The 25,713-nt window shown below is 60.7% G+C and carries 13 protein-coding genes and 3 rRNA genes; 6 read left to right on the forward strand and 10 right to left on the reverse strand.

All coding sequences use genetic code 11. The annotated features are described in order from the left end of the window. The first annotated feature begins 166 nt into the window (after window positions 1-166). Both V5E97_RS32540 and V5E97_RS32545 read left to right on the forward strand, forming a co-directional pair. Window positions 167-685, forward strand: coding sequence for a PilZ domain-containing protein (locus tag V5E97_RS32540; RefSeq protein ID WP_406695703.1), 519 nt, complete (start codon window positions 167-169; stop codon window positions 683-685). 194 nt (window positions 686-879) lie between these two features. Further along, entirely contained in the window at window positions 880-4,671 is a 3,792-nt protein-coding gene (locus tag V5E97_RS32545; protein ID WP_406695704.1) for a Calx-beta domain-containing protein, read from the forward strand. An 81-nt stretch (window positions 4,672-4,752) separates the two neighbouring features. On the opposite strand, the gene V5E97_RS32550 is transcribed toward V5E97_RS32545, so the two are convergent. The 4 genes from V5E97_RS32550 to ada all read right to left on the reverse strand — a co-directional run bounded on the left by V5E97_RS32550 (window position 4,753) and on the right by ada (window position 8,820). Continuing rightward, complete coding sequence (locus tag V5E97_RS32550) at window positions 4,753-5,865, reverse strand: hypothetical protein (RefSeq protein ID WP_406695705.1); 1,113 nt, start codon at window positions 5,863-5,865, stop codon at window positions 4,753-4,755. A gap of 222 nt (window positions 5,866-6,087) precedes the next feature. Beyond that, complete coding sequence (locus V5E97_RS32555; protein ID WP_406695706.1) at window positions 6,088-6,810, reverse strand: 2OG-Fe(II) oxygenase; 723 nt, start codon at window positions 6,808-6,810, stop codon at window positions 6,088-6,090. A gap of 28 nt (window positions 6,811-6,838) precedes the next feature. Further along, the gene (locus V5E97_RS32560; RefSeq protein WP_406695707.1) at window positions 6,839-7,726 is read right to left on the reverse strand and encodes an AlkA N-terminal domain-containing protein; all 888 of its coding nucleotides are present in this window, start codon (window positions 7,724-7,726) and stop codon (window positions 6,839-6,841) included. Between the two features lie 5 nt (window positions 7,727-7,731). Next, window positions 7,732-8,820: a bifunctional DNA-binding transcriptional regulator/O6-methylguanine-DNA methyltransferase Ada gene (gene ada / locus V5E97_RS32565; RefSeq protein ID WP_406695708.1), complete on the reverse strand. Its 1,089-nt coding sequence runs from the start codon at window positions 8,818-8,820 to the stop codon at window positions 7,732-7,734. A gap of 313 nt (window positions 8,821-9,133) precedes the next feature. On the opposite strand from ada, the gene V5E97_RS32570 reads away from it, so the two are divergent. Beyond that, window positions 9,134-11,080, forward strand: a complete 1,947-nt coding sequence (locus V5E97_RS32570) for a tetratricopeptide repeat protein (RefSeq protein WP_406695709.1) — start codon at window positions 9,134-9,136, stop codon at window positions 11,078-11,080. 551 nt (window positions 11,081-11,631) lie between these two features. Here the strand turns inward: V5E97_RS32570 and V5E97_RS32575 are convergent. The 6 genes from V5E97_RS32575 to V5E97_RS32600 all read right to left on the reverse strand — a co-directional run bounded on the left by V5E97_RS32575 (window position 11,632) and on the right by V5E97_RS32600 (window position 21,341). Beyond that, complete coding sequence (locus tag V5E97_RS32575; RefSeq protein WP_406695710.1) at window positions 11,632-12,573, reverse strand: sulfatase family protein; 942 nt, start codon at window positions 12,571-12,573, stop codon at window positions 11,632-11,634. Beyond that, window positions 12,563-13,498 (reverse strand): sulfatase-like hydrolase/transferase, encoded by a 936-nt coding sequence (locus V5E97_RS32580; protein ID WP_406695711.1) that lies wholly within the window; start codon window positions 13,496-13,498, stop codon window positions 12,563-12,565. Before V5E97_RS32580 ends, V5E97_RS32575 begins: the two co-directional genes overlap by 11 nt. A gap of 173 nt (window positions 13,499-13,671) precedes the next feature. Next, on the reverse strand, window positions 13,672-15,138 hold the full coding sequence (locus V5E97_RS32585) for an alkaline phosphatase family protein (RefSeq protein WP_406695712.1): 1,467 nt from the start codon (window positions 15,136-15,138) through the stop codon (window positions 13,672-13,674). A gap of 928 nt (window positions 15,139-16,066) precedes the next feature. After that, window positions 16,067-16,175 (reverse strand): 5S ribosomal RNA (gene rrf / locus V5E97_RS32590). Window positions 16,176-16,424: 249 nt separating this feature from the next. Then, window positions 16,425-19,224 (reverse strand): 23S ribosomal RNA (locus tag V5E97_RS32595). 621 nt (window positions 19,225-19,845) lie between these two features. Beyond that, window positions 19,846-21,341, reverse strand: a 16S ribosomal RNA gene (locus V5E97_RS32600). Together the 16S, 23S and 5S rRNA genes form the textbook arrangement of a ribosomal RNA operon. Window positions 21,342-21,946: 605 nt before the next feature. Between V5E97_RS32600 and V5E97_RS32605 the strand changes: the two genes are divergently transcribed. From V5E97_RS32605 to V5E97_RS32615, 3 genes are all read left to right on the forward strand, one after another. Then, a complete protein-coding gene (locus tag V5E97_RS32605) occupies window positions 21,947-23,008 on the forward strand; it encodes a substrate-binding domain-containing protein (RefSeq protein ID WP_406695713.1) in 1,062 nt (353 codons plus the stop codon). Window positions 23,009-23,025: 17 nt separating this feature from the next. Next, entirely contained in the window at window positions 23,026-24,492 is a 1,467-nt protein-coding gene (locus V5E97_RS32610) for a sugar ABC transporter ATP-binding protein (RefSeq protein WP_406695714.1), read from the forward strand. Between the two features lie 182 nt (window positions 24,493-24,674). After that, the gene (locus V5E97_RS32615; RefSeq protein ID WP_406695715.1) at window positions 24,675-25,703 is read left to right on the forward strand and encodes an ABC transporter permease; all 1,029 of its coding nucleotides are present in this window, start codon (window positions 24,675-24,677) and stop codon (window positions 25,701-25,703) included. Window positions 25,704-25,713: the final 10 nt, after the last annotated feature.

Raw genomic sequence — 25,713 nt, forward strand, 5'->3', positions numbered from 1 at the left:
CGCGATCGGGATGAGTTGGGGGGAAGGGAAGCCGGGGCGAGTTGCGTCCGGGCCGGGTTGGCCGTTGAATCGGGGCGACGTTACTTCCGAGTGTGTCCTAAGCTCTCATTTGGATAGGTAGCAAATGGAAGCAGGGCCAGGGCCGGTCGATCCAGGGGAGTGACCCATGAGCGACGACTCGGATCGTTTGAAGTTTCAATGGATCGGAGAGAAATCGATTCGTTTCGATTTGCCTCCTCAGGATGACGAACCGGAAAGGGCCCAAAAAGGTCTGCTCGACCTCTTCCGCGCGTGGATCGCCCAGACGACCCAGGACCGCCGAGTGATGCCGCGGCACAAGACGAGGCCGTGCGAGGTCTGGCTCGGCTGGAAACAGGGCGAGGATACCTTCTTCGCGAACTCGGCCCGCATGGTCGACATCAGTCGAGGGGGAGCCCAGCTTCTGGTAGTTGCTCCTCCCAGGGAGGCGTCGAAGGTCTGGATCTGTCTGGGCGAGCCCGACCCGGGCGAATGCCTGGAAGCGACCGTCCTCGAGGTCCGGAGAGCACGCCAGAACGTCTCGACCGTTCGGCTTGCGTTCAGCGAGCCTTGCCCCCACCACTTCTTCGAGGCGGCCGTCTGTATTCTTTCCCCTTCCGATACACCCAGCGCCTCGTTGCTCGAAGCCGGCGGTGAGGAAGGATAGAACCTCGCACGGACAGCCAATACGTGCCGATCGCGACGACTGAGACGCCGTAACGCAGTTCAATCCCGCCAATTTTTTCTCGTTCTCTTTTCCTGTTGTATCTTTTGGATGATCGCGATCCATCGCCGCCGGGTGATCCGGCGCTCGGGGTGGTTCCACTTCAGAGCCTTGACGCAACGTCAAAGAGAATGGCCATGAGTCAAAACCGCCTTCGTTCGCCGTTCGCACGTGACCGCCATCGCCGAGCCGTCGCCCTCCCGCTTCAAGTTGAGGCGATGGAGAGGCGCCAACTCCTGGCGACGATTATCGTGACCACGGCCCTGGACGAGAATAATCCGGCGGACTTGACGATCTCGCTTCGCGAGGCGATCTCGCTGACCAACGGGACCTTGGCGGTTGCCGATCTGAATCCGCTCGTCCAGTCGCAGGTGATCGGTACTCCGAGCACCTCCGCGCAGGATTCGATCGAATTCGCGATCCCAGGGATCGGCCTGCAGACAATCTTCCCAACCTCCGCGCTTCCCGCGATCACGCACCCGGTCAATATCAACGGCTATGGGCAGAGTGGCGCGGCGGCGAACGTGCCGGAGAATACCGATATCGATCGGGCGATGTTGACCGTCCGCATCGACGGTTCGCTGGCCGGGGCCGCGGTGAACGGCCTGACGATCAACTCGCGCAACTCCGTCGTCTCCGGCCTTGAGATCGTGAACTTCCAGGGCCATGGGATCGAGATCTCCGGCGCGAACTCCGAGGGAAACTGGCTCTTCGGGAACTTCATCGGGACCTCGACCGACCCCACGAATGGTCGCAACTTTCCCACCGGTTTGAGCAACGGACAGTCCGGCTTGTACATCACTTCCTCCAACAACCGAGTTGGCGGTAACAATCCGGGCCTGCGCAACGTCATCGCTGGAAATCAGGTCGGCGTAACCATCTCTGGGGCGGGAGGGACGGGCAATCTCCTCCAAAATAATTACATCCTGGATAACGTGAACCAGGGTGTCCTGGTCTCCTCCTCCAACAACACCATTGGTGAAGCGTTGGTCGGGGGGGGCAACATCATCTCCGGTAACGGTACGCAAGGCGTGAAGGTGACCGGGGGGCCAGATGTTCAAGGCAACTTGATCGTCGGCAACGATATTGGCACGGACATGGGCGTCGGGACCGGCGCGACGAAACGTCCCAAGGGGCTGGACCCCAGGCCCAACGGCGCTGAAGGCATTTTGATCGAGAACTCGCCGAACAACACGATTGGGAGTCTGATTGCCGCCGGCAAGAACGTCATTGCTGCCAATCAGGCCGATGGAGTGCTGATTCAGGGAGCCGCCGCAACCGGCAATCGCTTGTTGAATAACTGGATCGGCTTCAATATCTCCAATAACCTCGAATCGTTGTTCATCCCCAACAACTTCGATGGCATCCACATCAAGTCAGCCAACACTTTGATTGGCGATGGGTCGGTCGCGGGGATCAACGTCGTTGCCAACAATCGCAAGCATGGCATCAGACTGGATGGCCCAGGAGCGACCGGCACGCAAATCCGCGGCAACATCATTGGGCTGAACCCCGGCGGTGGCAGCGATTTCGGTAATACCCTCGATGGGATCCATGTCGAGGATGCTGCGAATAACCTGATCGGTGGGACGAATCCGGGTGACCGCAACACGATTTCGGGCAATAACAACGGAATTGTGATCCTCAACACCGGGACGTTCGGCCCCGGCGCCGCCGCTGGGAACATCATCCAGGGGAACTTCATCGGCACCGGGACCGACGGCGTCAGCGACCTCGGTAACGCCGTCGACGGCATCATCCTCCGCAATGCTCCGCGAAACACGATCGGCGGTGACGTGTCGGGGGCGGGCAATGTCATCGCGGGGGACAACCGGGGTGTGAGGATCAGCGGCCCAGGCGCGTTGGGCAACCTCGTGCAAGGGAACTTCATCGGCACCGACCAAACCGGTACGGCCGTCATCCATAACAAGATCGACGGCATCATCATCACCGATGGTGCGTCGAGCAATACGATCGGTGGCGCCCGCCCGAGTGCCGGCAATACGATCGCCTTCAACGTGGGAAACGGCATTCGGGTCGAGTCAGGCTCTGATAACGTCTTGCTCTCGAATAGCATCTACTCGAATACCCAGCTTGGCATCAACCTCGTCGGCGGTATCGAAGATCCCTTCGGCGTGACGGCGAATTCGCCAGGCGGCCCGCACGTCGGCGCGAATCGGCTCCAGAACTATCCAATCCTCACGGCTGTCGCCCCCAGCGGGAACTCCACGTTCGTGCAAGGCACGTTCAGCGGTACTCCGAATACGAGCTTCACGGTCCAGTTCTTTTCGAGCCTGGCCAAGGAGCTCTCGGGCTTCGGCCAAGGGAAGACATTGCTCGGAACGTCGACGTTGATGACCGACGCTTCGGGAAACGCCACCTTCGCCCTCAACGTGCCGGTCGCCGTCCCTTCAGGACAGTTCGTCACGGCGACGGCGACCGACCCCACGGGTAACACGTCAGAGTTCTCGAACTCGATGCCGAGCGTGCCGGTAACGATCCAGTTCGGGAGTCCGACGTTCAGCATCGGTGAGGGAGCAGCGAGCGCCACAATCACGATCACGCGCAGCGGTGGCATCGGAGGCGCTGTCGCGGTCAGCTTCGCGACCGGCGGCGGCACTGCGACGGCAGGCTCGGATTATACGCCTAGCTCGGGCTCCATTTTCTTCAACCCGGGCGAGACCATCAAGACGGTCACGATTCCGATCGCTGACGACCAACTGCTCGAGGCGAACGAGACGATCTTTCTGACGTTGACCAACCCGACCAATGGCGCCACGCTGGGAAGCCCTGACACGGCGGTCCTGACGATTGTCGATAACGAGCAGTCCGCCGTGCAGTTCAATGCGGCCACCTTTTCGGTGAATGAGAGAGCCGGAACGGCCACGATCACGGTCACCCGAAATAGCGGTGTCGGCACCTTGACTGTCGGCTACTTGACGAGCAATGGCACCGCGCAGGCCGGCACCAACTACACGAGCGCTTCGGGCCAGTTGACCTTCAGTGCCGGCCAGACGACCAGGACCTTCACGGTCCCGATTCTCAACGACAACCTGGCCAGCGGCGACAAGGTCGTGAACCTGACCCTCGTCAACCCGAGCCAGGGGATTCTCGGGGCGCCGAGCACGGCGGTCCTCACGATTCAGGACAGTGGCGTCGTGACCCCCGGTGGGCCCACACCGAATCCGAATCCGGGCAATCCCCCGACGAATCCCAGTCCGAACCCCAACCGGAACCAGCCGGGTCCGTTGGTTCGGGATTTCCACCTTGTGGTTGGCACCGGAGGAGTCACGGGGATCCTGCTCACGTTTAGCGAGCCGCTCGACCCCGTCCGGGCTCGGAACGTAGCGAGTTATGGATTCGTTGTCGCCTCTGCCGGGTCGGACGGTTACCTCGGCACGCCGGACGACTTCAGCGTCCCCTTGGCGTCGGCCACATACAATCCAGCAAGTCTTCAAGTCTTATTGACTCCAGCAACTCCCTTGCGATTGAATAGCTTCACCCAACTGGTGATCAACGGGAATCCGAGCGGTACCGTTGGTGTGACCAACGCCAACGGTGATCTGCTCGACGGCGATTCCAACGGCGTCAACGGCGGGGCTTACTCCGCGGTTTTTGGAGCGGGCAACCGCTTCTTCTACTCCGACCGAAACGGTGATCGCGTCTCGCTACGGCTGTCCCAAGGGGGCCTGATGGAGTTGCGCCGCGGGGTCGATGGAGAAGCCCATCAGCTACGCCTTGTCCAGACCGTGGCAGGTCGGAGCGTCCTCAAAGGAAGCGTCAAGCGTGCGCGAACAGGCGACGGTCGGACCTCGATCGGTGACTTGTCGGGTACTGCGGGCGTCAAGATTCGCTTGAATCGCTCGATCCGAGTCGCCAAGCTTTCCGCTACGAGCCTTCAGACGCCTCGCGGTCCTTACTCGCTCTGAGCGATGGAGCTTGCGAGGCCTACCTGGGGCGGACACTTGGCCTCGGTATTGAACGTTCCCATTAAAAAAACTAAATCATATCTACGGTGCGAGTGGAAGGTGGCCCGCCTCTTCCTCCATGCTGACACCACGGGTGTCCGGCTTCAAGAGGATCATCACCGAGCGCGGCGGGGGGAACGTTAGGCCCAGCGGGGGAGCGGTCAACCGATCGGCTGGAAGCGGTGGGTCACTGGCCAGTGAAGTGAAATAAGGGAGATATCCGAGGGCTTTGACCTGGATCATCATTGGGTTGTAGCTAATCGTCTCCGTCTGGCCCAGCAGTCCCTCCCGACCATGTACGTTCGCGTACAGGTGATAATTCACGTGCCCATCCGCTCCGGTCACGGCTTGTTTACTTTGATTCTCGGTGTCGTCCAAGGCAAACGATGGGTCGATGACCTGGACCACTGCGTCAGGAATCGGCCGCCCTGTAGCCTCATCAACGACCACGAAGCTGAAGGGTGAGGTTGTCGAGACCATCGCTTGGTACGGGCGAACCGGTAGCAACGTGGCGAAGAGAGGCGCCAGCACGAATGGCAGGAGTACAAGCGAGCGAGTGCTGAAACGGAACCGCGGCTCTTCTCCTGCTTGGCGGCGGAAGAGGTACCTGCCAACAAGGCCCCCCGCGATCACCGGGCTGAACAGGGCCGACGAGGTGAGAAGCAGATTCGTCGCGGACAGCGATCCCAGGTCGTCCACGATCAAGGCGGCAACCAGGAGGCCGGGGAAGGCACCGGCGAGCACGCCGCTGAGAGTCCATTGCCATGGCTTCGATCCTGCCCCGGCGGGGCGCGGCCAGCAGGTCGCCAGCAACACGGCGATCGCGATCCCGAGAGTGCCAACCACGGACCAGTACCGGAGCCCATAACCGCAATCACCGTGGACGGCGTCCATCCACAACCGAGGATGAAGAACCATCGGGGCCATGACCCAGCAGATTCGGTGCCCCAGCGATCGGCGACGCATCAACCAGTAGCCGCCGGCAAAGATGGCGGTCGCGATGCCCGCGAGCGAATTCCCAATGAGTTCCGACTCCCGAATCACCTTCCCCGCTCCTGGCCCCGAGCAGGCGAGCAAGTCGGCTTCGCCCAGAACCACGAGGGCACTTACGAGCGTTAACCTGGTCATGGTGTACCATCCGATGATCGGTCGCATGGGCGATTCCTCGACTCGTCGGGAGTTGATGACCTGGGTATGCTCACTTGATAGGCATGGGAGATGTATTGGTCCGAGCGTGCTCCTGATTGGTGTCCTCAACCAAGGGTAACGCAGCGCACGGTTCGTTGCACGTCCGTCATTCCCTCTCCAAACGGGTGACGCATCGCTTACTCCAAGTGAGGTGTGAACGGCGTCCCCTCCTCGATCGTCCGATCTCCTTCAAGTCGCATCGTGGAAAATGATCCCGACGGTGTGGCGGTGGCCCGTTCGCAAGCGGCTCACACCGTGCCTCATGTTGACACGATAGCAGCCGCGCGTGCCTTGCACCGGGCGGTGGTGGACGGGAAAGATCACCCCCTGCCCTTGCTCGAGGGGGACGACTTGGACTCGCGACTGCATCCGCGGCCTCTGTTCAGTCAGGACGAACTCGCCCCCCGTGAAGTCGATCCCAGGTTTTGCGAGGACGAACGCGACTTGAAGCGGAAAGACGTGTTCGCCGTACAGATCTTGGTGCAGGCAGTTGTAGTCACCAGGACCGTAGCGAAGCAGAAGCGGTGTTGGCTTGGTCTGGCCCGCCTCGTGGCAACGGTCCAGAAAGGTTTGGTGTCGTGCCGGATAGCGGACCTCGATGCCCATCGCGTCATTCCAACGGTTGGCGATCTCCGCGAGCGGCGGGTAAAGGGATTCCCTCAGTGCGGCGATCAACGGCGGCAATGGGTAATCGAAATAGCGATACTCTCCGCGCCCGAAACCATGGCGGGCCATGACGACCCGGCTCCGAAAGATCGCGTCGGTGTCGTACGACGCAGCGAGCGCTTCGCATTGTTCCGGCATGAGCAAGGGGCCAATCACCGCGCAGCCGTACTCGTTAAGCTCGGACGCAATGCGTTCCCAGTCGAGAGTAGAATGGATTGAATGTGGAGTCTTGCTATTTGTTGTCATTTTGATGATTCGAAAATTACGGGTTCTGTTAATTTCTTGTTTTATCGCGAGTGGCTTTGTTCCAGAGATGCACCGCGGCATATCCGCGATAAGGCCGCCACTGCTCGACCTGGATTGCGGGGCCTGCACGCTCGAATTGTTCGAGGATTCGCCGGATCACAAGATCGGTTCCAGGCCAGGAATCGGCATCGCGTAGCGCCCGCAGCGCGAAGTACTCCACGGTCCAAGGTCCGATCCCTGGCATTTTCAAAAGAGCTTCCTTCACCCCAACCACGTCCCCATCGGGTTCTGGGAATGTGATGGTCGCGTCGGCGATCGCCCGGGCGACGTTCTGCAAGGTGAGAACCCGCTTCGACGGCATGCCAATCGCTTCGAGATTACCGTCGGCAATCGTGCGAGGCGTCGGGAAGAGGAACGACGGCCCACCTGGATTCAGAGCAACGACCGCTTTGCCGAGCCGGCTGACAATCCGGCCCATGATGGTCGTCGCCGCCTTCACAGTCACTTGCTGGCCGACGATCGTTCGGACGAGCAGTTCAAACGGGGACCAGGCGCCGAGGACGCGGATGCCCGGGGATGCGGCCAGGAGGGGACCGAGGTGAGGATCGGTACCCAGGACGGCGTGCACCAAGGCCAGGTTGGTATCGAGGTCGAACATCTGCCGGACCCGCCCGAGAATGGCCTCGGAGTGCGCTCCGACCTCACCTCGTATCGTGAGCAGGAGTCGGGCGTCTGTCGGGTGCTGTGAGAGGGAGAGCGAACCGGAACATCCCTCCCACGCGAACGTACGGACGTAGCGTTCACCTTCCACCGCCTCGACCCCGACTGTAGCCCTGGCTCCCAGATATTGGAGGAAAAAGGGCCAATCCAACGGGGGTGAGTAATCCAGTTCATATGTGACGGTTTGCCGTTCCATCAGGATCAACTTGCTCCTTGTTCGCGGCGGATCAATTGGGCCTTCCGCTCGACGCCCCACCGGTAGCCTGAGAGTGATCCATCTGTCCGCACCACTCGGTGGCACGGGATGGCGACCGCGAGGGCATTCGCCGCGCAGGCCTGGGCCACCGCCCGGACGGCCTTCGGCTGGCCTATCCGGTTGGCGATCTCGGTGTAGGTCACCGTCGAACCCCCTGGGATCGCGCGCAAGGCCTCCCAGACGCGCTGCTGGAACGCGGTGCCGCGGATGTCGAGGGGGAGGTCGAGTCCGATCGAGGGAGTTTCCAGGAAGCCGACCACTTTGGCGACCAGTTCCTCGAAGTCCGCGTCGCCGCCGATCAGTTGTGCCTGGGAGAAGCGGTCCTGGAGGTCGCGGGCCAGCTCGTCCGGGTCGTCTCCGATGAGGATGGCACAGACCCCCTTGGCGGACGCCGCGACCAGGATCGAGCCGAGCCAGCACTCACCGATCGCGAACCGGATCGAAGCGCCGAGGCCCCCCGCGCGAAACGTTGTCGGTGTCATGCCGAGCACTTCGGTCGAGGACTCATAGAAACGACTGTTGGAATTGAACCCGGCGCCGTAGATCGCCCGAGTCACCGTTGGACTCTTGGGGAGCGTCTCGCGAACCCGTTGGGCTCGATGGGCTGAAGCGTACCGTTTCGGGGTGAGGCCGGTCGATTCCTTGAAGATGCGGTGGAAGTGGAAGCGACTCATGCCGACGGAGTTCGCCAGGTCTTCGAGGCTCGGGAGCTCTTTCGCTTCTTCGATGATTCGGCAGGCCTGGGCGACCACCTGAGCGTGGCGTTCGGCCAGCGTCTCCTCGGTCGGTTTGCACCGTTTGCAAGCGCGGAAGCCCGCCGCTTCGGCGTCCTCGCAGGTCGCATGGAAGCGGACATTCTTCCGGAGCGCCAGCCTCGCGTGACAGGAGGGCTTGCAGTACACGCCTGTCGTCCGCACCGAATAGAAAAATATGCCGTCCGCGGCCGGGGCACGATCCAGAACGGCCTGCCAACGGTCCTCGTCGCTGGCGAATGGCGTTGCGACGGCTTCGGCCCTCTCGATTTCGGTGGTCATGAGGATTGTGCTCTCGTCGTCTTGATTCGGTTTTCCCCTCGCTCGCGAACTCCATCATAGGAGGACTCAGCATGGTCGGAACTCCGGATCTTGCTTTCGTATTCGGCCCATCGAACGTGAATGGCCTTCCGCGAGTTCAAGTGGTCGAAAATCGAAGGGGCAGCGGAATCCTGAGGGTGAACCGGACGCATCATCGCCAGGACCGGGATAACCGGCAGTGAGCTCGATCAGACCCGCGCGATCGACAGGCGTCAAGTCGTGCAAGACGTCGACAATCAGAGTTGTGGTTCCCGATGTCGACAAGGATCAAGTTATGCGGATCAGGCGGATCCCCCTTCTCCTCCTCTTCGCGATCGGTCTCGTGGCCGTTCTGACGAGCCCTCTCTATGCGCAGCGCTTAGGGGATCTGCGAACCGACGCAATCCGCCTTTTTGAGGCAGGCGACTATCGCTCGGCGCTTTCTCAATTCGACGAGGTGTTGACGCGGAAGCCTCGCGATCTCGAGGCCCGCAGCAAACGCGGAATTACCTATCTTCGCCTGAACCAGCCTGCACAGGCCGTGGCGGATTTTGATGCGGTGATTCGGATCACGCCTTGGGCCTACTCCGCGCACATTGACCGCGGAATCGCCCGGGTGATGCTCGGCAACTATGAGGAAGCCAGGAAGGATTTCGACCAGTCACTCAGTCTGCTCGCCATCTCGTTCAAACGGGATTCCACCAGCTTCGCCAACGCCCATTGCGGTCTGGGACAGGTGGCGCACCGACTGGGCCAGGACGATGTCGCGATCGAGCAATATGGAATCGCGATCCGGGCCAATCCGAGCGATCCGAGCGGTTATCTGGGGCGGGCTGAAGCCCTCGTTTCGAAGAAAGACTTTGAACACGCCCTGCCCGACTTCGATGAGGCGATCCGGCTCAATCCAAGACAATCGCGGGCTTATGCGTTTCGAGGAGACGCCCTCTGGCAACTTGGGCGACTCAAAGCGGCGCTTGCCGATTTCGACATCGCGGTCCAACTCGACAACGATAACGAGGAGGCGCATAGCCGCCGTGGCTCGTTGCTGGCCCAGTTGGGGGAGAACGAACGGGCGCTCCCCGACCTCGACGCGGTGATTCGGCTCGATCCGCGCCGCGCGGCGGCTTATAAAGACCGCGGCGGTGTTCTGGTCCGGCTCGGCCAATATGAACGTGCGATTGAAGATTTGAACAAGTCGATTGCTATTGACCCTCGCCGCGCGTCCGCGTATCAGAATCGGGGGGCGGCCTATAGCGGCCTGGCGCAGTACGAGAAAGCCGTCGACGACTTGAACGAGGCCATCCACCTTGACCCAGCGAACCCAGGGGCGAGGACGAATCTAGGGCTGGCCCTGTTCGCGCTGGGGCAATACGAGCGGGCCCTCGCCGAGATGAATGAGGCGATCCGCCTCGCTCCGAACAACTCACTTGTCTTTCTCAACCGAGCGGGCACCTACGCTCGGCTCGGTCTGCTCGAGCGGGCGATTGAAGATTATAACGAGGCCCTGAGACTCGATCCGAGAGCGATTCTGGCCCATGTCGGACTGGGGAAGGCGCATGACAGCCTGGGCCGTCGCGTGCAGGCGATCCACAGTTACGACATGGCACTCCAGCTCAATCCGTCAAATGCTCGTGTCTACACGAGTCGGGGCAATGCGCGACGGGCCGAAGGTGATTGGAAAGGCGCCATTGAGGACTTCAGCAAGGCGATCGAGATCAACCCGAAATTCGCCGAGGCCTATGTCTTGCGGGGCTGGTCCCTGCTCTGCTCCGACCGGGACGGGGCTGAGGCCGATGCACGGGCCTATCTCGCTCTGCAGGAGCGGCCCGATTCCTCCACGCTGTACATGTCACTTCTGGGAGCGCTCGGCGCGCGGAAGGCTGGGAACGAGACCGAAGCCCGGGTCTTCCTCGCCGGAGCCCTGTCCAGTGGCAATGGCTCGGCCTGGCCGAGTCCGGTGCTCCGATACATGTACCGATCGCTCCCCGCGAAAGCGATGCTCGAAGCGGCGGGCGATGACCTCCAGAAGACCGAGGCTCACGTCTTCCTGGCGCTCGATCTCCTCCAAACCGGCAAACGGAGCTGGGCCGTCGACCATCTTCGCTGGGCTCGCGATCACGGCGAGGCGCGTTCCTCCTCGGCCGACCTGGCCAGGGTCGTGCTCCTCAGTCTCGAATCCAACAACCGCGAGGCGCTCCCTCAAGCGAGCGCGGAATCGGGCACCCCGACCGCTCGACAGTAGTTGAGCGCACACAAGGCCAGGACACTTTCCGTCCGGCCGTCCCTCTCCCCTCTGAACGTGCCGACGATCGAATCGCGGGAGCGTCCGGAATCAATCAGGATCGTGAGCGTGGCGTGCGCCTGTTCGCCGAGTCTGCCTGCTTGATTTGAACACGCATCCCAAGAAATACTTGCAGCGCACGCAGACGACCGTCTTATCGCGATCCTGCTCGGAAATCCCGATGGCCAAATTGCAGTTCGGACAATGCACGACCTGCTGCAGGGACGCGCCGGACTCATCGAGGTATCTGGGATATTCGGTGAGGCAAGCCGGACAATAGCTGGCATCCGGGCCCACGGTGAAATCGCCTTCGTAAGCGCACGACGGACAGGTTCGATCCGCCCTGACCTTCCCTGGCTCGTCAGCCCCTGTCACCCACGAGAGGACATCTTCCTCTGACGCGAGCCCGCAACGCGAGCACGACCCGATCTCCGGGTCGATCGGCTGACCACACGAAGTGCATCGGTTGGTGCCCATCATGGTCACTATCGTAGCACAAGTGTCGTACGTTGTCAGTCTCGATGGCGCTCACTTTTGAGCGCCTGATTTAGCGCTGCGCGGGCGTTGGCGAGTGCAGGGCCAGCCTCTTTTCTCGAAGCGAGGTTCACTGACTCGGTGGGATCGGTTTCCAGCTCATACAGTTCCTCGTGGCCGTCTCCGTTGCGGATGTAGACCTTACCATCGAGGATCAGGGAACTCATCGAGCCTCGAAACACCGGTGATCGGCCGTTGTTCGGGTTGTTTTTCGCTGGCGCGGCGACTTCGGAAAGGACGGGATCCGTTTCCGGATCGACGCTTACAGCCGACGGATCCCAGTGCCGTACGAGCGAAGTTCCGGGGAATCGAGGTGAATCTCGCTGCCCGAGCAGGTCGAGCACCGTGGCCGGGAGGTTGCGCAGGCTCACGGGTTGCCGCACGTTGATTCCTTCGGGAACGCGGCCGGGCGCGACGATCAGGAGTGGCACATGCACTTCCCCTCGATAGAGGCTGCTGGCATGTCCGAAGAGTTGGTGCTCGCCGAATTGTTCGCCATGGTCCGAGGTGATGACGACGACCGTGTTTCGCAGCGTCCCCCGGCGTTCCAATTCCTCAAGGAACTGGCCGACCTGAGCGTCCATGTGCGAAATGCAATCATCATAAGCGTCGCGGGCCAGCTCGATGTCGCGAGGTGAGAGCCGATGCTTATCGGCACCCCAGAACGCGTTCAAGAGCGAGTAATCCGCGCGGCTCTCCGGGCTCAGCCCAAAGTGCTGGGCGCAACCATCGGGCATCAGATAGGGCGTGTGAGCGTCGAACAGGTTCAGGAAGAGGAAGACGGGACGTCCGTCCTGGTTCGCGAGCCAACGGAGCGCATCGCGATGGATTCGCGACGAATCCTTGTAAGGTCGTACTGGAGTCGTCGCCTTTGTGGAGCGTGCGACCTCTCTGTCTTGAGGGCCCGGCTTACGAGTCAAAGTTTGGGGCGCGTGTTGCGAGCGAACCGAGCTTCTCCAGGAACACCTGGCCGAATGCCGCCGAGTGAAGCACGCTCGCCGCGGAGAGCTCGTGGTCGTCGAAATGAATGAACCCGCGATTCAGGCCAGTCTCTGCGCTACAGTAGAGGGTGTTCGCGATGAACCCCCCGGTGGCGTACCCTCGATCCCGGAGCGACTCGGCCAGAGTTGGGACATCCGGTTCCAGCGGTTTGCCGTAGCCGGCCGCAAGGTCGTGAGGCCAATGCCCGGTAAACATGCTCGCATGAGAAGGCAGCGTCCAGGGGGCCGTGGACCGGGCGTGCTCGAACCGGACCCCTTTGCGGGCCAGGCGAGCGAGATTCGGAGTCGTGTCTCGGGAATAGCCATACAGGCTCATATGCTGGGCGCTCACCGTGTCCATCACGATGAAGAGGACGTTGGGATCGCCGGTCTTGGCAGGTGGCAAGCTTGCCATCGCGCGATGTTCCGTCCAGGTCTCGAGCCCGATCGACAGGCCGAACAGGGCCATGACGACACCGGCAACCACGGGGAAAGTCTTCAGGACCAGTCGACCCGATTGGAAGCAGTCGGCCTCGACTCGAGGAGCGGCCCGATAGGCCAGGCCGCAGGCGAGAATCACGCTGGCGATCGGGTGGATGGAGCGAATCGCGAGGGACAGGCTGACCAATGACACGAAGCCCAGGAAGAAGGCCGCGCGTCGGGTTGAGAACCTCGACCATTTTCCGGCGAGCAGCCCGAGTAAGGTACCAAGGGCTCCGAACAGCAGGATGTGGAAGAGCGGGATCATCCAGGCGATCTGCCGGTTCATCTGAAAGAAGCCGGGCGTACCGTCGCGGAGATGCTTCTGCGCGACGACGAGCGCGAGCTCCGCGGGGCCGGTCAGCAGACCGAACCAGACGGACACCGTCAGGACTCGAAGTGGGTGAAGTTGAGCCGCCGGGAGAGGCCCGGCGGGTTGTCGCGTGAGGAAGTGTCGACGAAGACGGGAACGGCGAGTGGATGGACTCGTGGCTTGATCCGTCATACGTCGACCCTCCTGGTCGCGTGGAACGTCAGGGACCGCGGGAGTGGTCAGGTTCAGCCGATGTAACCCAGACCGCTGAGACGGTCGCGGACCACTTCCTCTTCGGCCGCGGAGTAACCGGTCGGCGCGGCCGCGCTCACTTCCAGGCCGGAGACAAGTGATCGCCCTTGCATCGAAGCGGGGAGGTCATAGCCGCCCAGTTCCAGCAGGGTGGGAGCTATATCCAGGAGGCGAGCGCCCTGGATTTCGCCCTGGAGCGGGTTGTTCGACGAGGCCAGGACGAACGAGCCGAACTGGGCGTGGTTACAGTCATCGGGGCCCGTGTCATTTTCCTGGACGTGGATCGTCGGGTATCCGACTCCGCCGACCGAGCGCCAGGAGAGTGCCCCGAAGTGAACGATCAGGTCGGGCGCGACGTTCCGCACGTTGCGGAAGGCCTCTTCCGGCTTGAACACGAGGGTGCCCAGCCGTTTCCCTTCGGCATCGGCCGTCGCTTCGAAGCGGGCCTTGATCTCGTCACGGAATCGTTCGTACTCGGTCGGTTCGATGATCCCCTTCGGCTCTCGCCCCTTCACGTTGAAGAAGACGCGGGCGTAGTAACCCCCCTCACTCCAGACGCTCGTCTTATCCCAGTTCACGTCCAGCTTGCTGAACGGCGTGACTTTCTCGGGATACTGGTTGAGGACCAACAACCCTTCGCGGATCAGCCATTCGTTGACGCAGAATCCGCCGTCGAGTTTGCGCGCACCGTGGTCGGAAACGACCAGCACGACCGTATCGTCGGTGAGGAGTTCGAGGACTCGCCCGATCTCTTCGTCGAGGTGCCGGTAGTAGTCGCGAATGACATTTTGATAGGGGTTGCCAGGCTCATGATGGATATGCTCGGGGTCGTGATGCTTCCAGAAGCCGTGCTGGATCCGGTCGAGACCGATCTCCACGAAGTGGAAATAGTCCCAATCGGTGTTCTTCATGAGGTGCCGCACCACTTCAAATTGCTTGCGGCTCATGTCGAGAACAGTTTTGCCGAGCCAGTCCTTGTTATCTGTCCGAAACCCTTTGACGTCGACCGGATAGGGGCCGACCAAGGTGTTGATTTCGGCGCCGAGGTCGGCCGGATGAGTATAGATGTCTTTTGACGTATCGGGTGTCAGGAAGCAGCCCACGGAAACTCCGTTGAGCTTGCGGGGTGGGTACGCCGGCGGCACGCCAACGACGACCGACCGCTTTCCCTCACGCGCGATCTGATCCCAGATCGCCAATTCGCTGAACGATCGCGAGTTGACGATGCCGAGGCCGTCATAAGAATGATCGACTCGGTTCCGGAAGCCGTAGACGCCAAGCGACCCCGGGTCCTGGCTGGTCGCCATGCACATCCAGGCGGGGACGGTGATGGGAGGAATGACGCTTTCCAAGCGGCCGTAGCAACCGGCCTCCATCAATCGGCGCAGGTTCGTCAGACGCTCGTCACTGAATAGCAGTTCCGGCGTCGCGCAATCGAGTCCAACGACGAGGATCTTCATGGCCGCAACGAACTCCTTCCGTGCGGAATTGACGCCTCAATGGTTCGTCGAGGCGTCGAAAATGGTCCGAGCAGGGTTCGTCATGTCAGTGACGAGGACCGCGACTTTCAAGATGGGGGGCAAGGATGCGCAGAGGCGGCACGGCCGAATCATGGTCGACCTGCCCATCCGTTGCAAGAGATCCTTGAAGAACCTCGGGAATCGATCCAACGAGAAAGCCACGAGGGGGGCGGCTCCGCCGTCTTGTACGTGAGCCAGCTCGTGGCGAACCGCTCCGCGGTTAACGGGACGTTCTCGATGCCTGAATTCCCGGGGCCGAGCCTTCGGCGTGGGCTTCTCCCGGATTGGTCAGAGGACCGCGCCATTCTCCCTGGCGCTGATCTTGCCGCGACAGTCGAGGTAGGGTCGTCTGCGATGATTTCGCCAAGCGTCGAGGAATTCTGATGATCGATCGAATGATTTTTGAACCCAGAACGAAGACGTTTCGGCCGAACATCGCCGCAAACCCAACGGCGGCCGCCAGGACGGACGTCATGGGCAACAGCGTTTCCGGACCGATATAAGCGAATAACAAAGTATTCATCTCCTCGGGCCTCTATGCCCGACTAGGGGGGCCTCTACTGCTACCAAAGGGACGTCAAACCGGGGAGATGATCCTTCCTGGTGTCTCCATGCTTGAGCGTCGCATGAGACGATTTCGGCACTTAAAAACGAATTCCTTCAGGAAGGTCGTCGAGCGAATTGAATAGGTCGCGCCCCCGCCTCGCTCCTTGGTGGGGAGAGAATCGAGCGTCCCGAGCATCCCATTCGAGGGCTTTATCGGCGATTGAGTCAAAGTGCCATGAATGATTTCATGTTGCGGCGGGTGGAGCGCAAAAAAAAACGCCCCGACCCTTCCGTGAGGAAGGATCGGGGCGTCTTTGAAGGATTCCGGCGATCACCGACTTTCGCGCCAAAGGCACTATCATGGGCCTGACGGGCTTAACGGCCGTGTTCGGAATGGGAACGGGTGGGACCCCGTCAGTATGTTCGCCGGAAAAGCAACCGGCAGGCGATCAAACCCGCCGGTTACGTTGTGCTCAAGCTTCACAGTGGTCGTCACGCAAGATCCTACCGCCACTTCGATGGGCATGACCAACCGACTTCGAGTCTCTTCACGACGCGTGGTCCCCGTTATTGGATGGGAATACGTCGCCGTGTGATCGATCGAATGCGATCGGTGAATGATGCAACCCTGATTCCGGTCCGATTCGAGTCCCATTACAGGAGCCGGCGGACGGATCGGGGTGGTCAAGCGATCGGCTGTTAGGACCGGTCGGCTGCGGCGATCACTCGCCGTGCACTCCCGGCCTATCGACCTGGTCGTCTTCCAGGAGCCTTCGCACTTGCGTGCTGGAAACCTCGTCTTGAAGAGGGCTTCGCGCTTAGATGCCTTCAGCGCTTATCCTTTCCCGACCTAGCTACTCGGCGATGCCCTGAGCAGAACAGCCGATACACCAGAGGTCGGTCCTCCCCAATCCTCTCGTACTAGGGGAGACCCTTCGCAAGTTTCCTACGCCCACGGCAGATAGGGACCGACCTGTCTCACGACGGTCTGAACCCAGCTCGCGTACCGCTTTCATTGGCGAACAGCCAAACCCTTGGGACCTTCTCCAGCCCCAGGATGCGATGAGCCGACATCGAGGTGCCAAACCTCCCCGCCGCTATGGACGCTCGGGGGAGATCAGCCTGTTATCCCCGGAGTACCTTTTATCTGTTGAGCGACGGCCTTTCCATCCAGCACCGCCGGATCACTAACGCCGACTTTCGTCCCTGCTCGACTGATGGGTCTCGCAGTCAGGCACCCTTCTACGTTTGCGCTCATGTTGCCAGATTGCCGACCTGGCCGAGGGTACCATTGCACTCCTCCGTTACTCTTTGGGAGGAGACCGCCCCAGTCAAACTGCCCGATGAGCATGGTCCCGGTCCGGGCTACGGACCGGTGAGGATCAGAGTCATTTCAGGGTGGTATTTCACCGATGGCTCCCCGACGGCTGGCGCCGCCGGATCACGGCCTCCCACCTATGCTACACAGAAAGGACGCTGACCCAATGCCAACCTGCAGTAAAGGTTCACGGGGTCTTTCCGTCTGACCGCGGGTACGTGGCATCTTCACCACGGCTACAGTTTCACCGGGTCCCTCGTGGAGACAGTGCTCCAGTCGTTACGCCATTCATGCAGGTCGGAACTTACCCGACAAGGAACTTCGCTACCTTAGGACCGTCATAGTTACGGCCGCCGTTTATCGGGGCTTCGGTCGCCAACTTCAGCTTGCGCCTCATCGGCTCCCTTAACCTACCGACACCGAGCAGGCGTCAGACTCTATACGTCCTCTTGCGAGTTGGCAGAGTCCTGTGTTTTTGATAAACAGTCGCTAGAGCCGATTCTCTGCGGCTCTCCTTACGGAGAGCACCCCTTGTACCGAAGGTACGGGGTCATTTTGCCGAGTTCCTTCACGAGGGTTCTCCCGAACGCCTTCGGATACTCGCCTAGCACACCTGTGTCGGATTGCGGTACGGGCCAGATGGTTCGTCCCGCGGGGCTTTCGTGGCCGAGGTTCATCAGGCTTCCAGATCGAATGCTGTCGGCCTTGCGGCACGGGGTAATCTAACACCTGACCTGACTCTCCTCGGCGTCCTCCGCGGTTCAACCTTACCATCGGGTGGCGGAATATTAACCGTCTGTCCATCGGCTACGCCCTTGGGCCTCGCCTTAGGTCCCGACTGACCCTGGGCGGATTGACCTTCCCAGGAAACCTTGTGCTTTCGGCGGACAGGCTTCCCACCTGTCTTGTCGTTACTCGTTCCGGCATTCGCACTCGCCCGCTCCACTGGTCGTTTCCATCCAGCTTCATTGCGGCGGGCGACGCTCTCCTACCATCAGTTTTAACCTGATCCGCGACTGCGGCACGACGCTTAGTCCCCGTCATTTTCGGCGCGGGATGGCTCGACCGGTAAGCTGTTACGCACTTTTGAAATGATGGCTGCTTCTAAGCCAACATCCCGGCTGTCACCGCGATCCCACTTCCTTTGCCACTGAGCGTCGATTTGGGGGCCTTGGTCGGCGGTCTGGGTTGTTTCCCTTTTGAACGTGAAGCTTATCCCCCACGTTCTGACTCCCGGGGTCCGTCGTGCGGTATTCGGAGTTGGGTTTCGGAGGGTAGGCGGGAAGCCCCCCTACCGAATTCCGTCGCTCTACCCCCGCACGATATGTCCCGAGGCTGGCCCTAAAGCCATTTCGGAGAGAACGAGCTATCTCCAGGTTTGATAAGACTTTCACTCCTCCCCACGGGTCCTCCCCCAGTTTTTCAACACTGGTGGGTTCGGTCCTCCACGACCGGTTAGGGTCGCTTCAACCTGCCCATGGGTAGTTCACCTGGTTTCGCGTCTACTGCACCCGACTATGGCGCCCGATGAAGACTCGCTTTCGCTACGGCTCCCCCCCTGAAGGGGTTAACCTGGGGCCGGATACAGTAACTCGCCGGATCATTATGCAAAAGGCACGCGGTCACGCGGCCCGAAGGCATCGCGCTCCCACCGCTTGTAGGCACGGGGTTTCAGGTTCAGTCTCCTCCCCTAATCGGGGTTCTTCCCACCGTTCGGTCGCCCTACTGGGTTCGCTATCGGTCGTCATCGAGTGCTTAGCCTTGCGGGATGGTCCCCGCCGATTCAGGCCGGGTTTCACGTGCCCGACCCTACTCGGGTACCGAAGAGGGGAGTTTGCATCGTCGCTTACGGGGCTATCACCCGCTCTGGCGCTCCGTTCCAGGAGGCTTCAGCTGACGCTCACTCATCCCATGTTATCGGCCCCACGACCCCGAGTGGTGTCCCACTCGGTTTAGGCTGATCCCCGTTCGCTCGCCGCTACTGAGGGAGTCTCGGTTGATTTCCTTTCCTCCGGGTACTGAGATGTTTCAGTTCCCCGGGTCTCTACAGGCATTCCAGGATCGACGTTCGTTGGGCAACTCCCCTGGACTTATCGCAGCCTTCCACGCCTGTCTCTCTGATGACGCCTAGGCATCCCCCCCGTGCCCTTAGGAGCTTGACCACGCCGATCCGGACGCCGCGGTTCCTCGAAAGAAACTCGACAGCCAGAACGGCGAGGGGTCAGTCCCCGATCTCTCTCGATCGAGTGTCCAGTGTCTCGCGACACAGGACCACTCTCACTTGGGTAACGATCCCAATGTGAGGCCGGTTGCTTCACAGCAAGCGACTCTCACGCATCCGTAAGGGTTCCACTGTATTGTGGAGAGATTCTTCTACTTGGTCTGCCACGACCATTTGTTTGCGGTTCTCACTTGCGTGACCTAACCACCGGATTGTGAAAGAGCAACCGAACCCCAACGACAGACCTTCCGGCCGAAACCGGAGAAAGTCATACCTTGAGATCCGCACTGGCCGCTGGCCAGGGGGCAACGCCGCGAACGGCCCTGCCCCGCACCCAGCAGTGCAAGCAAGAAACAAACGAAATTAGCCAAGAAGACAGCCCCTCGGATGAGGGGCCTCTTCATCGATCGATCGTGTTCGTGGTCAGAGAACCTTCGTGGGAAGCCGGCGTAAATACCATCTGATCAAGGAGACGGTGCCGATGCGGCCTTCTTGAATCGGGTCGATGACCGAAGTCATGTCCCACGATCCTCAGAGCCGAGATTTTCTAAGAAAATCCTTAGAAGGAGGTGATCCAACCGCAGGTTCCCTACGGTTACCTTGTTACGACTTAGTCCCCATCACGGGTTTCATCTTCGGCGCCTGCCTTGCGGCTCCGGCGACTTCGGATGCCCCCCGCTTTGGTGGCTTGACGGGCGGTGTGTACAAGGCTCAGGAACACATTCACCGCGGCATGCTGATCCGCGATTACTAGCGATTCCAGCTTCATGCGGGCGGGTTGCAGCCCGCAATCCGAACTGAGGAACGGTTTTTGCGATTAGCGTGACTTTGCAGCCTAGCAACGCTCTGTCCGCCCCATTGTAGTACGTGTGCAGCCCCAAGCATAAGGGCCATGAGGACTTGACGTCATCCCCGCCTTCCTCCGGCTTAACGCCGGCGGTCTGTCTAGAGTTCCCGGCATGACCCGCTGGCAACTAGACACAGGGGTTTCGCTCGTTAGGGGACTTAACCCAACACCTCACGGCACGAGCTGACGACAGCCATGCAGCACCTGTGCACGTTGTACCTTGCGGCCTCACCGACGTTTCCGCCGGCTAATCCGTGCATGTCAAGCCTGGGATAAGGTTTTGCGCGTAGCCTCGAATTAAGCCACATACTCCACCGCTTGTGTGAGCCCCGTCAATTCCTTTGAGTTTCAGCCTTGCGACCATACTCCCCAGGCGGGGTACTTCACGGTTTCCTACGACAGGAGCCCATCGGCGAGCCCCTATCCAGTACCCATCGTTTACGGCCAGGACTACCGGGTATCTAATCCCGTTCGCTCCCTGGCTTTCGCGTCTCAGCGTCAGTAGGCATCCAGGACCTCGCTTCGCCACGGGCGTTCCTTCCGATCTCAACGCATTTCACCGCTCCACCGGAAGTTCCAGGTCCCCTATGCCCTCCAGACTCGTCGTATCCGCGCCACTTCCCGGTTGAGCCGGGGATTTCAACGACAGACGCACGAATCCGCCTACACGCGCTTAAGCCCAATGATTCCGAATAACGTTCGCACGGTTCGTCTTACCGCGGCTGCTGGCACGAACTTAGCCCGTGCTTCCTCCAGGGATCAATCAAGGTCTTACGACCCTTTTCCCCTCGACAGGAGTTTACAACCGAAGGCCTTCATCCTCCACGCGGCGTCGCTCGGTCAGGCTTGCGCCCATTGCCGAAGATTCTCGACTGCAGCCTCCGTAGGAGTCTGGGCAGTGTCTCAGTCCCAGTGTGCCGGGCCACGCTCGCACGCCCGGTAGGCATCGCAGCCTTGGTGGGCCATTACCCGCCAACAAGCTAATACCACGACAGCCCGTCCCAAGACGCCGAAGCTTTGGCAAAACACCGATGCCGGTGTCGTTGCGTCGCTGGGGATTACCCGCGGTTTCCCGCGGCTATACCCAATCTTGGGGTTGGTTACCGTCGCCTTACTCACCCTTGCGCCACTGGCCTTGCGGCCCGTTCGACTTGCATGCCTAATCCACGCCGCCAACGTTCATTCTGAGCCAGGATCAAACCCTTCGAGATTGGTCGTCTCCCCTGCTCCGAGGAGCAAGAGATCCGGTCCTCACCTTCAAAAGGGTTGAGGAATTTGCTAACTGGTCGCAGCTCGAGTTCACCGGGGCAAGCCCCTGCTCACTCGTGCTGTTGGCTGTTGGATCCGTCTCCGTCGCGATTCGACCTCCAACCAAACGGGGTCGAGACGACTCAAACGGCTCCACGCCGGCTTCCCTCAAAGGTTCTCTTCAACCACAAGAACCACGATCGACCGGATTGTCAAAGAACGAACATGCTGCCGAAGCAATTGGCCGGAGTGACTTGCCCTTGAAGGCGTGTCACGCCGGCCCACCTACCGACAACATCGCAGCCCGCTGTCATGGTGAGCGGTTTCCCGTTCCCAGGTCAGCCGGCCGTTTCGTTGTCACCCGTGGTGACACAGGCGACAAGGACTATATTAACGGGATCCCGCCGGGAGTCAACTTGGTAGTCCCCTTTTTCGCATAGATTCCCTGTAAGACTTCTGAAACGGTACAAATGTATAGTTGCGTTGGGCGGTAGCTTGCGTTGCCCGGAATCGAGCCTTACGATGGCCCTGAATCCATCCTAATGAATGTGTTGCAGGGAGAGACTTCATGACGCGGCCGCGTTTCGAATGGTCTTTGCTGGCTCTATTACTCGTTCTTCCTCTAGGGGGGTGCGGTGGCACGGCAGAAGAGGGGCACGCAGTCCCTGGCCCCGATCGAGGCGCGGCCAAGCGAGTTTACTTTGTGGGGTTCGATGCCAGCGCCCCACTCGTGAATGCACTGAAGCAAGATAAGCTCCAGGGGATCGTGGTCCAGAACCCCTACCTGATGGGGCAGCTCGGGGTCAAAACTCTGGTTCAACATCTCGAGAAGCAGAAAGTGGACCCGCAGGTTTCGACGGGGGAGACCATGGTCACTCCCGCCAATATGGAAGATCCGGCCATTGTGCCTCTGCTTCATCCCGCCAAAGCGGAGAATCGTGCCGAGGCGAGTCTGTCAGGGGTCAAGACGAAGAAATGGCGTGTCATGGTGATCCCGAAGGGGACGACCCACGAGTTCTGGATGACGATCCATGCGGGGGCCCTCAAGGGGGCAGCCGATCTGGGCAATGTCGAGGTGATCTGGCTTGGCCCTCAAAAGGAAGATGACCGGCTTCAGCAGATTCAACTCGTTCAGAACGCGGTCGCGGCCGGAGTCGATGGGATCGTGCTGGCTCCCCTGGATGCCAGGGCCCTGGTCAAGCCGGTCGAGGATGCCGTGGCCAAGGGCATTCCGGTCGTGATCATCGATTCAGGCCTCGAGTCGAAGAAGATTGTCAGTTACGTCGCCACGGACAACTATCATGGCGGGGTGCTCGCTGCGAAGCGGTTGGGCGAGCTACTTAAAGGAGAGGGGAAAATCATCCTGCTTCGTTATGCGGTCGGCTCCGAGAGCACGGAGCAACGGGAGCGGGGCTTCACCGATACGATGAAGAGTGAGTTTCCCAAGATCCAATATCTTTCTGACACCGAGTACGCGGGAGCGACCTCGGACACGGCCCAGCAAAAATCGCAGAGTTTGGTCACGCGCTATCGCGGCCAGGTGGACGGGATCTTCTGTTGTAATGAGTCGAGCACGTTCGGAATGCTCCGGGCGTTGGAGGGGGCCGGCATGCTGGCTTCCCGGCCGTGACCCCTCCCCTGCTGGAGATGCGCGAGGTTTCGAAGTCGTTTGGGGCGAGCCGCGCTCTCGACAAAGTCTCGCTCGAGCTCCAACGAGGTGAGGTCCATGCACTAATAGGAGAGAACGGGGCCGGCAAAAGCACCCTGATGAAGATCCTGAGCGGTGCTTACCGACCTGACCAGGGGCGAATGGAGATCGAAGGTGTTCCCTACGCACCTCGTGGGCCACGCGGGGCGCGCAACCTCGGGGTGGCCATGATCTACCAGGAGCTGACGCTTGCCCCCCACCTTTCGGTGGAAGCGAACGTCATGCTCGGGCAGGAACGGGTCGTCGCCGGATTCGTCAAGCGCGGGGAGCATCGCCGACTGGTGGCCCAGGCACTCGACGTGCTCGAACATCCCGACATTCGGCCGGAGGCCGCGGCCGGAAGCTTGAGCGTCGGTGCCCAACAACTCGTCGAAGTGGCCCGTGCCCTGGTCGCGGACGCTCGTGTCATAGTCTTCGATGAACCAACCAGTTCACTGACCGAGCGCGACGCCCAGCGTTTGTTCGAGATTATCGAGCGTTTGCGGGCCAAAGGATTGGCCATCGTCTATATCAGCCACTTCCTCGAAGAGGTCCGCCGGGTCGCCCAGCGCTATACCGTACTTCGCGATGGCCGTTCCGTGGCCACGGGACCGGTGGCGGGGACCGAACTTTCCACGATGATCGGACAGATGGTCGGACGTGACCTGACCGAACTGTTTCCGCAAGTCCCCCACGTGGCGGGCGAACCGATTCTGGAGTTGACTGGGCTGGCGCGGGATCCCCTCCCCAAGAAGGCGGATTTGGTGCTCAGACGCGGTGAGATCCTCGGGATCGCTGGCTTGGTTGGGGCGGGCCGAACCGAATTGCTGCGGGCGATCTTCAGCCTCGATCCGGTACGGTCGGGCTCGGTTCGCGTGCATGGAATAGCCAGTCGGAATGCTTCCCCTCGCCTGAGGATTCGCCAAGGTCTGGGATACCTCAGCGAAGATCGTAAGGGGGAGGGACTCGCCTTGGGTCGCTCGATCGAAGACAACATGACCTACTCCGCCCTCCACCCGTATTCGCGCTGGGGATGGCTCGACCTGAAGAGGCGGAGATCCGAAGCCGCGGCCTGGATGGTCAAACTCCGGATCAAGGCGGTCAGCCCCGCCCAACTGATCGGTGACCTTTCCGGAGGCAACCAGCAAAAAGTGGCGATCGCCAGGCTGCTGCACCAGCAGGCCGACATCTTGCTCCTTGATGAGCCCACTCGAGGGATCGATCTCGGGTCGAAGGCCGAGATCTATCGTTTGATCGGTGAGTTGGCGGCGCAAGGGAAGGCGATCGTCATGGTCAGTTCCTATCTCCCGGAACTCTTCGGAATCTGTGATCGGATTGCCGTCATGGCTCGCGGTGTCCTGAGTGAGGCACGTCCCACCTCGGCCTGGACCGAGCATAGTGTGATGGAGGTCGCGACGGGAGGCTGAGCGGTTTCGAGGAAGATCGAGCGTGGTTCGCTTACTCTGGCAGATCCATCGCGATTTGATCCTCGGGAATCGCTTGTCTTGTAATGAGACTGTTGGTCGGCGATGCTCAAAATCATCGTGCGAGTCGCGGAGATCCTCGTTCCGGCATTCTCAAAAAAATACTGTATTAAAGGGGCAACCACGTGGGTGTATGCGCGGACGAAGGACGACGTGAGAAAGGATCACCTGTCCTCCGAGGGACCTTGAGTTGGGTCTGGACGGTCTTCGGCCCCTTCCTTGGGTTGATCCTGATCACGGTCTTGTTCGCGTACCTGACACGGCACTCGGGTTCGTTCATGACCGTGTACAACTGGAGGACGATCGCGGTGCAAACTGTGGTCGTCGGCACGGCGGCCCTGGGAATGACCGTGATCATGATCGCCGGTGGGATCGACCTCTCGGTCGGTTCGGCGGTCGCGTTGGTGACCGTCGTGATTGGTTGGGCCGTCCGTGACAAAGGTTGGCCGATGCCACTGGCTCTCGCGGGAGGCATTGTGGTCGGGGGCCTTTGCGGGCTCTGGAACGGTGCCTTGATCACGGGGCTTCGCGTGGTGCCATTCATTATCACGCTCGGCGGACTCAAGATCTTCCGGGGGCTGGCGAAGTGGCTCTCCTCGAGTACGGCGGTCTATGTGCCGAACGAGTCGCGCGTCTGGTGGTTCCCATCGATTCTGGCCACCGAGCCGGAACCGCGATGGTTGCTGGTGGCTCCCGGGGTGTGGTTGCTGCTCATTTTGAGTCTATTCTTGGCCTTGGCACTAAGGTATAGCTTGTTGGGGCGTTATATCTACGCCATTGGCTCGAATGAATCGACGGCCCGGCTTTGCGGGATCAACGTACCGCTCGTCAAACTGGCTGTTTACGTCCTTGCAGGGCTGGCCACCGGTTTGGCGGGAGTGATGCAGTACGTTTACCTGGATGCTACGGGCGACCCGGTCACCGCCGACGGACTTGAGTTGCAGGTCATCGCGGCGGTAGTCATCGGCGGTGGGAGCCTCAATGGTGGTGAGGGGACTGTGATTGGCACCTTGATCGGCTGCTTAATCATGTCCGTGCTGAATATCGGGTGCGTTCACGCCGGAATTCCGAATGCCAGCCAGGATGTAATCATCGGGGCGATCATCGTGGCGGCCGTGACCTTGGATCGATTCCGGCGGCGGCGCGATCTCTAAGTCTCGAAAG

Origin of the sequence: Singulisphaera photorubra (assembly GCF_045290345.1) — a bacterium.
Taxonomy (GTDB): Bacteria; Planctomycetota; Planctomycetia; order Isosphaerales; family Isosphaeraceae; genus Singulisphaera.